This is a genomic window from Pseudoalteromonas sp. P1-7a (assembly GCF_001401855.1).
GTDB lineage: Bacteria > Pseudomonadota > Gammaproteobacteria > Enterobacterales > Alteromonadaceae > Pseudoalteromonas.
The window spans coordinates 1-12,931 of the sequence record NZ_LKDU01000033.1; the positions used below are offsets into that span (position 1 = coordinate 1).

Below are 12,931 nucleotides of genomic sequence, written 5' to 3' on the forward strand. Positions count from 1 at the left end.
GCACGCTCCACGTTCCAGTTCGTCGCAGAGCTCCTCTCGCTCCAGCTTGAAAGCAAAACTTTTTGCTTGTCTAGCCCTTTGGGCACGCTTCCGCCCCTAGGTTGCAGTTCCTACGTACTGATGTTTAATCAATTTTAAGGTGTAAAGGGGCAGCTTAGCTTTTACTGCTTAATATCTTTATTATCGACACTTACTTCGATTTTTTGGTTAAGTAAGTTAATAAGTAAAATACTGCGCATGTCGCCGTCGGGCTCTTTGTATATTGCTGCAACGTTATTAAATGTATTGTTATGTACGCTTACTGTGTCGCCTGCTTTTGGTATTGTTGATTCGGCAGAGCTTGTGCGTTCGTATTTAAGTTGCTCTATTAGAGCTTCTGGTACTATTTGGTAACGGGTGCCATAAGATACAAAGCCATTTATGCCGCGCGTATTTTTTACAGCAGAAAAGTTACCGTTTTGAGACTCTAAGCAAATAAATAAGTAGTTTGGAAATAGAGCAGACTGTTTAACAGTTCGCCTGCCTTTGATGAGTTTTTCAGTGGTTAATTTTGGATAAAAAACTTCAATGCCTTGATTTAGTAAGTTGGTGGCTGCTCGCTCTTCTTGGCGAGGTTTACATGTAACTAAATACCAACTTTTCACAGCAATCCTTACTTCATACACAATTGCAACAAACACAACATTATTTTTAACAGCAACTGATTATAAACAATTTAAGTTTCTTAAGTAAATAGCCGTTTAAGGTAAATACGCACTTACTTTGTTAACAGCAGCCATTATATTTGTTGTAGCTATTGCTGTTTATATAATCTAAACCTAGCTTAAAATACGCGCTTAGGCTTACTATTTAAACGCGATATAAAGCCTAAGTGCGCCAGCAAGCAAAGCGCCTACAAGGCTACCCTATTTATAAATTAATAGCTTAAAAGGCTATTGCACAAGGAGAAGAAAAAGAGGAGTAAATGAGCAATGATTATGCAAAAGCAATTATATATTCTTACTACTCTATAACGCAGCGTCTCTTGTCCTCTTTGTGAATAAATCACTAAAATCCCATTGGGCAAAGATAAGTAAATCAATACTTACAAGTAGCAGCGAGTTTACCTCACGTTTAGCTTTATTATTTAAACGTCACATAATGCCTAAGAGTGTTACTAAGCAAGGCTCCTTCAATAACAATACACCTAAGTTTTGCTTAAATTACTGTTTAGCCCTACTTTTAACTTTACTCTTAAAAAACTAAATAAAGATACTTATGCAAATACTTCACCACGGAGCGGTAAATGGTGTAACAGGCTCGTGCCACGAGCTCGTTATTAATAGCCAAACCAGCATACTAATAGACTGCGGGCTTTTTCAGGGGGAAGACGCAAAAGATGATTTATCAATAGAGTTTAATGTTACGCACATTACTGCGCTTATTGTTACGCACTGCCATATTGACCACGTGGGGCGAATCCCCTATTTATTAGCAACGGGTTTTAAAGGCCCTATTTTTACTACGCTTGCCTCAGCTAGTTTGCTGCCACTCGTGATTGAAGATGCGTTAAAAGTAGGCGTTACCCGCGATACAAAAATTATAAATGCGTGCTTAAGTTTGTTAAACAAGCGCATTGTTGCCGTTAATTTTAATACTTGGTTTGCGCTACCTTGCGCCAACGAGCAAATAGCTAAAGCGCGCTTTCAGCGTGCTGGGCATATATTAGGCTCAGCTTATGTGGAAATAGACATAGGCATTAATACAAAGAGTAATAGAAGCCATAGAGTTGTGTTTTCGGGCGATTTAGGTGCGCCTTACACGCCGCTGTTACCGGCTCCAAAGCCTCCTTATAAAGCCGACACATTAGTTATAGAGTCAACCTACGGCGATAAAAACCATCAAGGCCGTAAAGAGCGCACTCAAACACTAAAAAACGTAATTGAACGCGCTGTTGCAGATAACGGTGTGGTGTTAGTGCCGGCATTTAGTATTGGCCGTACACAAGAGCTACTTTACGAGTTAGAGCAGCTAATACATCAATCAGCTAAAGGATCGCCTTGGCGAAAAATTCATGTAATTTTAGACTCCCCCATGGCTGCCAATTTTACCGAGCAATATATTAAATTTAAACATTTATGGGATGCAGAGGCTAAACGTAAAGTAGCCAAAGGCCGGCATCCGCTAGATTTTGAAAACCTAACCACGGTTGATACCCATAGTGAACATATCGCCATTATTAATTATTTAGCGTCGCGCCAAACACCCGCCATTATTTTAGCTGCCAGTGGTATGTGCAGTGGTGGGCGAATAGTAAATTACCTAGAGCGCTTTTTAGGTGACAAAACAACCGATGTATTGTTTGTTGGCTACCAAGGCCGCGGTACATTGGGCCGCGATATACAAAAATATGGCCCCCGCAATGGCTATGTTTTTATAAACAATACACGCCTTACAATTAATGCACAGGTGCATACCATTAGCGGCTACAGCGCCCATGCCGATCAAAACGGGTTAGTTAAGTTTGTAACCGGCATGCGTAAAAAGCCAAGCCATATAAAAATTGTGCACGGCGATAATGAGGCAAAGCGCGCATTAGCAAGTAAGTATAAAGAGGTATTGGGCAGTGAGATTAAAATTGAGATAGGAACTTAATAGGCGTGAAGCTTGCTCGCGCGAAAAGGATACAAAAAGGAATAAAACTATATGGCTAACACGCATAAACGTTTAAAAGGTAGGTGCCCTACCATTAATGCTTTTTATTCCATAACTTTATGTTGCGATTTCCGTAAGCCATTGTTTGCTAATTATTTAAATGCCCGGTTGATAGCTAGAGAGCTTGTTTTATTTTCAAAAGTAATTCTCATAACACTATTTGCTTTGTAATTATGCCTGATCATATACGTTGGCTTTTTCAATTAAATCGTAGCTCAGAATTATCTAACCTTGTCAGAAAGTTTAAGAATATTACAACTTATAGGTTTAATAAGCATAACGGTACAAACGGGAAGATATGGCAAACAAATTATTATGACCACAAAATTAGAGGTGATGAAGATTTAATAGCTCAAGCTAGGTATATAGTAGCGAACCCTTTACGCGCAAAGTTAGTAGACAACATAGACAAATATCCGTACTGAGGTTGTGTTTATTTGTAAAAGCTACGCTTTTAAACGCCAGCAAGCTGTGCGTCTACAACACAATATACACCGTTCATAAAACCCATGTAGGCGTGAAGCTTGCTCACGCAATTTGGTAAATATATAAAAAGCGATGCTTTTAGTGCGCCAGCAAGCAAGGTGCCTACAACACAATAAATATATACCAAACTTGAAAGTACATTTATGCGTGAGGCTTGCTCAAACAAATAGGCTGCAAATTATTAAACTATTGCAGCCTAGCCATTTTAAGAGCCACTTACGTTGGGTAAAGCGGTAACATTGGTTTGGCTATTTTGCTTTTCTTGCCAGTTGAGGTCGCATATTCCGTCGGTAGGAGAAAATGCAGTGGGTGCTTGCAACAACAGTTTACGTATTAGGGGGTGGTCTGTATCATCACAAGCTGCTTTTAATTTGCCCAAAAATGGTTCTAGCTCATGCCATGGCATTTTTATTTCTTGTGCACTTAAAATTCTTGGGTGGTCAGTGCCAATAACATTGTCGCCAATAAGCAGCTCTTCAAATAACTTTTCGCCTGGGCGCAAACCTGTACATTTTATTTCTATATCACCATTTGGGCGCTTTTCGTGCTTAACTTCAAGCCCTGACAAATGAACCATTTTAGTTGCTAAGTCTTTAATTTTAACTGGCTCGCCCATATCTAGCACAAATACATCGCCACCTACCCCCATGGCTCCTGCTTGAATAACAAGCTGAGCAGCTTCAGGTATGGTCATAAAGTAACGAGTAATGTCTTGGTGAGTTAATGTTATTGGGCCGCCCGCTTTAATTTGTTTTCTGAACAGTGGCACAACAGAGCCTGATGACCCTAATACATTACCAAAGCGTACCATTGTAAAACGTGTGGTATTTTGAACCTCAGACAACCCTTGCAGCACAAGTTCGGCCATGCGTTTTGTAGTGCCCATAATATTTGTTGGGCGCACGGCTTTATCGGTTGATATAAGAACAAACGTGTCTACCTTTGCATTTATTGCTGCCGTAGCTACGTTATAGGTGCCGTAAATATTATTACGAACACCTTCAACTACGTTGTGCTCTACTAATGGTACATGCTTATAGGCAGCTGCATGGTAAACAGTTTGCACGTTAAAAGTTGAGAACGTTGATTGAACCAACTTTTTATTTTGTATTGAGCCTAATATTGGCAATACTTCTATATTTAAATTATTTGCGTTGCAGTACTCCGATAGCTCTTTCTCTATTGCATATAAAGCAAACTCCGAAAGCTCAAACAGTACAATTTTTGTAGGCTTATTTTTAACTATTTGCCTACACAGTTCAGAGCCGATTGAGCCACCAGCCCCTGTAACCATAACTACTTTGTTTTCTATATTTGCCGACATTAAATCTTGACGAGGCTGTACAGAGTCTCTACCTAGTAAATCGTCTATCTCTACATCTTTAACTTCATCTAGGTTAGTCGTGCCCGAAACAATATCTGCCATCCCAGGTACGGTCATTACTTGTAGCTTGAACTTTTCTATTGCGTTAAGCACCTCTTTTCGACGGCTTCTTGAAGTGCTTGGCAAGGCAAGTAAAATTTTATTTGCGCATTTTTGTTTGGCAATTTCGGCTATTTGTGAAGGTGCATGCACACATATACCCTGAATTAACGATAAATGCTTTTTAGGATCATCATCTATAAAGGCAACTGGCGAATACTCTGGGCCATTAGCTAATGCAGTTGCAAGTTGGCGCCCCGCTGATCCCGCTCCGTATATAATAACCCCTTCTTTTCGGCGCATTGTTATTTGCCCAACCACAGCGCGTACGGTTAGCCTTGCTCCACCTACAAATAAAATACAAAAGCTCGCATATATAAACGGTACTGTACGCGGGACAGGTGCGCTTAAAAAGAAAGACAAAACGGTTAAGTAAACTGTAGAAAGTACTACACCAGCAATAATGGCCCACATAGCTTGTGTATTCATATAACGAAGCACGGCCCGGTATAAGCCAAGCTTAACAAAACTGAACAAGCTAAGGGGTAATACTGTTGCCAGTAGAATCCATGTGTGTGTATTTTTTAAAACAGCCGTGCTATCTAACCTTAGTAAAAAGGCGAGCCAAAAAGCGACAATAATAAAAATGCTATCTACAACAAGTGATACAACTCTTTTTTGGGGGCGAGGCAAGTTAACTAAGAATTTTAAAAACACAATACATTTCCCTGAAGCTAGCAGTGATACTGCTATTCTATTGATTACAATTTTACTACAAGATGAACAACTATTGCACTTAATAGTTAAAGACTATATGTAAAAGATTATATAGTCTTTATGTATTTGGTTACTTTTTGTAAATTTGTGTGTTATTTGGCTATTTTACCCTATCGCCACTGCCACTTCCTGTGACGGTTTGTAGTATATAAGTGAAGTAGTATTTTAGGTTAAGTGTGGCGATCATTTTTGCATCAGTTTCAGCTAGTAGTTCTGGAGTAGACATATCTATTTCGTTTACTTGTGCTAAGCCTGTTATACCTGGGCGCACATCGTATATATTTTTAGCATCGCGAGCTTGTGTTAGCTCTTCTTGATTAAATAACCCTGGGCGAGGCCCAACTAAGCTCATCTCACCTTTAAGTACATTCCAAAGCTGCGGTAGTTCATCTAACTTTGTTTTACGTAAAAAGCCACCAAAGGGTGTAATAGACGCTGTACTAGCTAAGTGACTCGCTACAGAGGCTGTATCTACGGTCATTGTTCTAAATTTAACTAAAGTAAACGGGTTTTTATTACGGCCAACGCGCTCTTGCATAAAAAGTGGCGAGCCGGTATCAAATAGGCCAATAATATATAAAATAATTAAAAATGGCATAGTAAGTACCAAACCCACTAATGAAAACAAAATGTCGAGCGTACGAATCATTAATTAACCTATTTAATTTTTGCAGATAATTTAAAGCCATTTTCAACTGAGTATGGAGGTACCCAATTGAGTGTTTTTTTGGTGTGCGTGATATCAACTTGTAGTGACCCAATCAACCTATCAACAATTTGTTTTTTCCCTAATACTTTACCAGCGAGTGAAAATAACGTTGTTGGAATTGGGAGTGTTAAGTTTGACTTACCCTGCACCTTAGCCATTAATTGTACCATTTCGGCAGTAGAAAGGTCATGATCATCACTTACTAAAAACACTTGATTAGCCGCATTGGGGTGTTCAACACACACTTTTATAAGATCAACTAAATTATAAACAGATACTAAGCTTCTTTTATTGTTATTGATTGATCTAAAAGGTAGAGGAAAACCTTTATTAACTAAACGCATTAAAGATGCAAAGTTAGCCTTTACACCTTCTCCATATACTAAAGGTGGCCTTATTATTACTATTTCCATCCCCGTTTGTTGCCCTAAAGCGAGCAATTGCTGCTCAGCCTCTGCTTTTGAAATGCCATATGGATCTTCTGGGGCGCATTCTTGTTCATTAAAAGGCTTACGACCTGTCGTGCTTTCGCCATTTACTTTAATAGTACTGATAAATATAAATCGCTTTACACCTGCTTTAGCTGCTTGAGAAGCTAAATTTAAGGTTCCTTTTGTATTTACAGCTCTAAATTCATCTATTGGATTTGCTGAGTTATCATCCATTATATGTACGCGAGCGGCGCAATGAATAAACACTTTAACTTCACTTAAATCTAAATCTTGAACTGGGTTACTAAGATCAAAAAATTGATGTTTGTAGCTACCCGTAATTGACTTGCGTCCTAATAACACGCACTCTTCGGTGTTTATTTTTTTTAGTAGCTCTGTGCCAACAAAGCCACTATAACCAGTAATAGCGATCATAGTTTATTATCCAGCAATCCTTTATATATTTTGATGTGAGAATCCACTACAGCTTTAACATCAAACTCTTTTTCTGCAAATACTCTGGCTTTAATCCCCATTTCAATACGTTGTTCTGGGCTATTGATTAATTGAATAAATGCATTAGCAAGTGACTGCCCATCCATTGGGGGTACTGCGAGTCCTGTTTCGTTGTCTATAATTGCGTCATTACAACCTGGGTTTGTAGTCGTTACTATAGCTCTACCACATGCTGCAGCTTCAATGAGTACTTTTGGTACTCCCTCACCATAAAATGATGGAAGAGAAACAATATTTACATCAGAGAAAATATTTGGAATGTCGCTGCGGTGGCCTAAATAGTCAATTATTCCCTCATCTACCCATTTATCGATTTCAGATTGCTTTATTGTATTTGGGTTTTCTAGGTCCGGCGTTCCTATAAGCAAAAACTGTGTATTAGGAAACTGGGTTTTAACCGCTTTAGCAGCCTCTATATATTGATAAACACCTTTTTCTCGTAATAAACGACATGCCATTGCGATTTTAATGTGCGGGCGGTTTATTTCAGGGATGTGATTATAAACAGATAAGTCAGCCCCAGAGCCTTTAATAAGCACTTTATCGCAAGCCTTAAGATTAGCGACTTCTGTTAGTATTTTTTCATCCGATCTATTTTGAAAGATAACGGTTTTATTTTTGTGCGCTAACGCAACTTTATATACCATGGATGCTATAAATTTAGTTAGCTTTGCTCTAAATGTACTTGCAGTAAATACATAGCCCAAGCCTGATATAGCAGCTACAAATGGTATTTTTTGTTTAATTGTTTTTAGTACTAACCCAGCGTATAAAACAGGCTTTATAGTTACTGCATGGATAACAGATGGCTGCTCTTGCTTTATTAAATTACGTATAGCTTTGAGTGTTTTAAATTCATTGCCTATGCTGCCACCACTGCGGGTGAACGGTAGTTCAACAACGTTAAAGCCCATCTCTTTTAGCGCTTGCTTATGCTCGGTAAAATGACAAGCTATAGTGACTGAATATCCTTGCTTAAGCGCTTCTTGCGCTATAGGTAAGCGGTGTGAAATAAAGAACCAGTCCACATTAACTAAAAATAAAAGTTTAGGCATTAGCTCTATCCCTAAGTTGATAATTTGAAAAAGTTTTAATATTTTCTTACTCGTTTGAATTATATAAATACAGGTGCAGGTAATGAATAAATCAACTATTTTGACCAAGCTGCGTGGTAGTTATTAATCATTGAGTTAATACTGAAATTATCTTCAACCCTTTTTCTACATTCCTTTGAACGATTTAACCATTTTTCATTTTGTAATTCTTTTTCTTTAATAGCGCTAATAATAGCGTCAGCTAATTCATTATAATTTCTAGGGCTTACAACCCAACCCGTCGACTTTACAATAAGCCCTGCATCTCCAACGTTTGTTGTTACACATGGTGTTCCGCAAGCCATAGCCTCAGCTAAAACATTTGGAAACCCCTCACCAAAAGAGGAAGCTAAAACATTTATATCGAGAGCATTCATTATGTGAGGTATATCGGTTCTTTGACCTAAAAAAATAACTTCTTCTGTTAATTTTAAGTTATCAACCTGCTCAAATAAAATCTGATTATTTCTCTCTATTTCTCGCCCTATTAAAACGCATTTAAATTTATAACCAGCTTTTTTTACTAAGCTAAGCGCTTGTAATAAATTGTGATGATCTTTTTGTGGGTTATACCTGCCAATCATACCTAAAAGCAATTTAGATTGCTCAAGGCCAATACTATTACGGAATATACTTGCCCCAGCGTTATTGACTGTAAATAAATCTAAATCGTAGCCATTGCCAATGACTATCGACTTTGAACTATCGTAACCTAACTCCTCGTGGGTAGCTTTAGCCTGTTCCGCACAATAAATAATTTTTTTAGGGACCCATTTAGAAAGTATTGAGCAGGCTTTAGCGACCAGTACGAGCGCTTTTTTAGAGTGTTCTACTTCTATTGTTGAATGTCGCACATTCCAGTAAATTGATTTTGCTCGAGCTAACTTAGCAACTATCCCACCAATTAAATCGGCATGATACATCCATGTCTGTATTACGTCTGCATTTTGCTGTTTAATTAATTTATACAAGTTAAATAAGCCATTAATAGAAATTCTTCCTGATGGCATATTGAGACAGTAAACACTAATCCCCTCAGCCTCCAATAAGTCAGCGTATTTACCCCTACCAATTAACGAAACCACAACATGTGTATTGTGCTTATCTCCTTTACAGAGCCTGTACAAAACGCCTTCTGCTCCACCATTTTCTAAACCTGTAGAAATATGAATAATTTTTTTCATTACAACCCTGTACCCCAGCCTAACCAAGGTTCTTTAAATCTGAGAATCCACGTTATTAACGTAAACGATATTATTAATCCAAAAAAGCAAAGCCTTCGCCACGAAGTTAAGCCTAAACTTGCTAATAGTACTATTACGACTGAGCTTTCGAAGATTCTCCCTGTCACCTCTATCAAAAAGTAGGTGGATAAATAAAAAGCTATTACACTCATAGCAAAAGCATTCTTTTTAGCGAATGTTCGCCCTTGCAAATAATACAAAGTAAAAACACATAACCATAAAACAAAACCCAAACCGCTGACCGAGCTGGCACTAAATTCATACACGCTTGCTTGCCTCGCCCCAACTGCACCAGCTAAAAAGCCCAGGCCCACCCCTATCGTTAAGCCGAATAAGATAATTGCTATTGTTCTTATGTCACTTGATAACTTTACATCTCTAAGAATGTGAGTAAAAACATATAAAAATAATATAAAAAAGAAACTAGCATGTATTAATGGAGTTAAAGCAAAAAAGAACCATCGCCACGAGCGCGATTGACAAAACCACCCCAGCAGAAATAGGCTGATAGCAAACCCTTGCCTAATATGCACAACATATTTAGTTATCACTTGCGGAAAAAGTAAAATAAAAACGAGAAAAAAGATGTACCTTGGATTTATCTTAAGTATTACGAACGCAGAGCTAAAAGCTGAAAAAAAGATTATTGTCGCTACAACTTGTTCTGGAGTTAAGAAGCGGCTAAATATGAAGTTTAACCCCAGCCACACAGGTTCGTTAAAAAAGCTAGAAATTACGCCGCTAGACCAGTACCTAACAAATATTATTTCTGGATTGCTTGCATATTCGATGTAATTTAGCCTGTCTTTTATAGTCACATCCATTGGTATGTAATTAGACAGCACTAATGCGTATAAAAATGCGAAAGTTAGTACCACTAAACTATAAATTAGCTTGGTGTTTCTATATTTTATTAGCTGTTTATCAATTGAAGTCATTCTACTAACCTAGTTAGATATTCTTTAAGAGTTTTGAATATTTTTTCATAACTTCTGACACTTTATTTTTTTTAGCCGTTTCCATTACCGCTTTAGAATCAAATTGAGTATTTAAACTTTTGTCTAAATAGGATACGAGGCTATCAATACTTTGATACTCTACAAGGTAGCCATTAATTCCTTGGTCTATAATTTCACGTGGACCACTAGGGCAATCGAAAGAAACGACAGGTGTACCTAAGGTAATAGATTCTACAAGTACATTAGGAAAACCTTCGTAAATTGAAGTTAGCAAGGTGACTTTAGCATTTAAATAATAGTCGAGCATGTGAGACTGAAAGCCTTCAAAGTCTATATTCCCACTGATCTTAAGCTGTTTCGCTAAGCTTTTAAGCTCATTTTCGAGACTGCCTTGCCCTACTATTTTTAGCCGTAAATTTGGATAGCTTTTGTTTAATTGTGCAAACGCCTCTAATGCAAAATGAAAGGCCTTTTGTTTTTCCAAGCGCCCTACACACAAAATATAGTCCTGCTTGTTATTGTTTTCTTTATTGTGGTTTTCAGCATACTCTTCAACATGCTTAGCTACGGGATTTAATATTACACTGGTTTTGCCCTTTAATTCAGGAAACGTGGTTAATAAATCCTCTTGCATTGCTTCACACTGATTTATTACGTGATCTGCTTTGCAGAAATAATGTTGAATTAATGGATTAGCGATATATTTACGCCATAGCCCTTTACCTTGACCACTAGATTGAGAAAAAGTATTAATATTACGCGCGATGACTTTTATATTAAGTCTTAAAATACTTTTTAATAGTATAAGTAATACCGCTAGTTCATATTTAAATACTACTAATTTTTCTATTTTTGTTTTACGAATATACTTTAATAGCGGAATAATTGCATACCTTGCATTGGCTGCATTTAACGATATTAAATTTACGTTTTCGTTAACACGCTCTAGGTACGCTGCATTCTTTAAATGTAATACAATTAGGTCAACATCCCAGCCGCTTTGTGCTAATCCGTTTGCGACATTAACGCAAACACCTTCGGCTCCGCCTCCAGCTAAAGAGCTGACAAAAAGTGTTATTTTATTATCTTTCATTTAAATATCTGCATTTGTTTTTCCACATAGATAATAAGTAGAGTCGGTAAATTAATCTGCATGAAAGTTGCGAGTACTTTGTGTTTTTATCCATAGATTTTTTTAGTCTGAGAATAATGCGGTCGACTTCACTATGATTCCATAAAGAACATTTACTTATTTCAGTCGTAATAATATCCCAATTATTATTCACTATAGCTTTAGTGTCATAAGACCAGCCCATCTTACCTATTTCATCAGAGTCGATATTGATTTTCTCTTTTAATAAATCTCTTAAAATAAGCTTATTTTTAAAAGTATGACGATCAAATAAGTACTCTTCTGGCATGGCTGCAAAATATTCTGCAACCCGCTTAGTTGCAAAAGGGAGTACTATTTGTGCACCTAAGTAATCTGTAAAGTTAAATAATTTACGAATCATTTTTTCGCTAATTACTCGTGTAGAGTAAATATCAGATTTAAAATAAAATAAATCCCAACTCTTTCTCACATTTGACTCTTTCCTCCAGTACGCATAAGTCGATACTGTTTTTGGAAATACTTTTCGGCTATCTTTTAATGAAAATCCAGATTGGCCAAACCATTCAGCTGGTGTTCTAAGTAATGAACTATATTTATTTTCTGAATCTATAAACTTTCTAAAAAAAGAAAGCTTTGAGGTGTAATTACTGACTTTTGTTTTTAAGTTATCTTTAGCCGAAGGTGGGCTGATCATATGGCTGTCGTTGCCATCACCAAAAATTATATTGGCATTAAATAGTTCCGGTAGTTGCTTTGCATATAAAGGATACGCTAGACATAAGTTATCTACGCAAGGGAACGGTGCTTTTGTAAAATACTCTTCAATGTATTTTAAGTGCTCATTATTTAGCTCATCAACTTCGTTTAATACTTGATGTGAAAAACCCAATTTTTTAGCAATACTTTTACTAATTTGGCTTTCATCTAAATTACCCTTTGAGCAATGCGTAACCAATGTAACTTGATCTTGTAGGCCCGCTTCAGCAAGCGCAATAGCAATACTATTACTGTCCTTGCCTGCACTATGAAAGAGAAACGTTTTTTTGTTTTTATTTAATTTGCTTACTGTTTCTTCTGCTAAGAGTTTTACAATATCATCAAGATTAGGTTTTTTATAAGTATCAAAGTCAGCTCTTTTATTGGCCATAAAAGGAAATTCATGGCTGAAATCTATAACAATTTCATTATCTACAGTTTTTACCTCGGCTGTATCACCTATCCCTACAATAAAAACACCTTGGTAAGCTGTCATAGGTGGTGGAATGACACTACTTTGTAGCAAAAAAGAAATACCTTCATCTGATACTTTTAGAGGCTTTGTAACTCTTACATCATCAAACAATTCTGTTACAGAGTTAGAGTAAAGCAGGGTCTTTTTATCTTCAGATAAATATATGTATAGTGGTAACTCACCAGCTAAATCAGACGAAAGCTTTAAACATGGGTTACCTAGGCTGTATTTAGCAATCATTATATGACCCTTT

General features: G+C 37.1%; 11 protein-coding genes. 2 read left to right on the top strand and 9 right to left on the bottom strand.

Translation table 11 applies throughout. The features are described from left to right. Positions 1 to 161: 161 nt before the first annotated feature. Positions 162 to 644, bottom strand: coding sequence for a transcription/translation regulatory transformer protein RfaH (gene rfaH / locus AN389_RS16615; protein ID WP_055018650.1), 483 nt, complete (start codon positions 642 to 644; stop codon positions 162 to 164). 613 nt (positions 645 to 1,257) lie between these two features. Between rfaH and AN389_RS16620 the strand changes: the two genes are divergently transcribed. Further along, positions 1,258 to 2,634, top strand: coding sequence for an MBL fold metallo-hydrolase RNA specificity domain-containing protein (locus AN389_RS16620; RefSeq protein ID WP_055018651.1), 1,377 nt, complete (start codon positions 1,258 to 1,260; stop codon positions 2,632 to 2,634). A 191-nt stretch (positions 2,635 to 2,825) separates the two neighbouring features. Then, on the top strand, positions 2,826 to 3,119 hold the full coding sequence (locus tag AN389_RS16625; protein WP_268796283.1) for an REP-associated tyrosine transposase: 294 nt from the start codon (positions 2,826 to 2,828) through the stop codon (positions 3,117 to 3,119). A 266-nt stretch (positions 3,120 to 3,385) separates the two neighbouring features. Here the strand turns inward: AN389_RS16625 and AN389_RS16635 are convergent, their stop codons facing one another. The 8 genes from AN389_RS16635 to AN389_RS16670 all read right to left on the bottom strand — a co-directional run bounded on the left by AN389_RS16635 (position 3,386) and on the right by AN389_RS16670 (position 12,918). Further along, complete coding sequence (locus AN389_RS16635) at positions 3,386 to 5,320, bottom strand: nucleoside-diphosphate sugar epimerase/dehydratase (protein ID WP_055020289.1); 1,935 nt, start codon at positions 5,318 to 5,320, stop codon at positions 3,386 to 3,388. A 160-nt stretch (positions 5,321 to 5,480) separates the two neighbouring features. Continuing rightward, positions 5,481 to 6,029, bottom strand: coding sequence for a sugar transferase (locus AN389_RS16640; protein ID WP_055018655.1), 549 nt, complete (start codon positions 6,027 to 6,029; stop codon positions 5,481 to 5,483). An 8-nt stretch (positions 6,030 to 6,037) separates the two neighbouring features. After that, positions 6,038 to 6,955: an SDR family oxidoreductase gene (locus tag AN389_RS16645; RefSeq protein ID WP_055020290.1), complete on the bottom strand. Its 918-nt coding sequence runs from the start codon at positions 6,953 to 6,955 to the stop codon at positions 6,038 to 6,040. Then, positions 6,952 to 8,091, bottom strand: a complete 1,140-nt coding sequence (locus AN389_RS16650) for a glycosyltransferase family 4 protein (RefSeq protein ID WP_055020291.1) — start codon at positions 8,089 to 8,091, stop codon at positions 6,952 to 6,954. Before AN389_RS16650 ends, AN389_RS16645 begins: the two co-directional genes overlap by 4 nt. 95 nt (positions 8,092 to 8,186) lie before the next feature. Beyond that, complete coding sequence (locus AN389_RS16655; RefSeq protein ID WP_055020292.1) at positions 8,187 to 9,314, bottom strand: glycosyltransferase; 1,128 nt, start codon at positions 9,312 to 9,314, stop codon at positions 8,187 to 8,189. Further along, positions 9,314 to 10,312, bottom strand: coding sequence for an EpsG family protein (locus tag AN389_RS16660; protein WP_055018659.1), 999 nt, complete (start codon positions 10,310 to 10,312; stop codon positions 9,314 to 9,316). The genes AN389_RS16655 and AN389_RS16660 overlap by 1 nt, the downstream gene beginning before the upstream one ends. A gap of 13 nt (positions 10,313 to 10,325) precedes the next feature. Continuing rightward, entirely contained in the window at positions 10,326 to 11,426 is a 1,101-nt protein-coding gene (locus AN389_RS16665; RefSeq protein ID WP_055018660.1) for a glycosyltransferase, read from the bottom strand. After that, complete coding sequence (locus tag AN389_RS16670; protein WP_055018661.1) at positions 11,416 to 12,918, bottom strand: hypothetical protein; 1,503 nt, start codon at positions 12,916 to 12,918, stop codon at positions 11,416 to 11,418. The genes AN389_RS16665 and AN389_RS16670 overlap by 11 nt, the downstream gene beginning before the upstream one ends. Between the last annotated feature and the right edge of the window lie 13 nt (positions 12,919 to 12,931).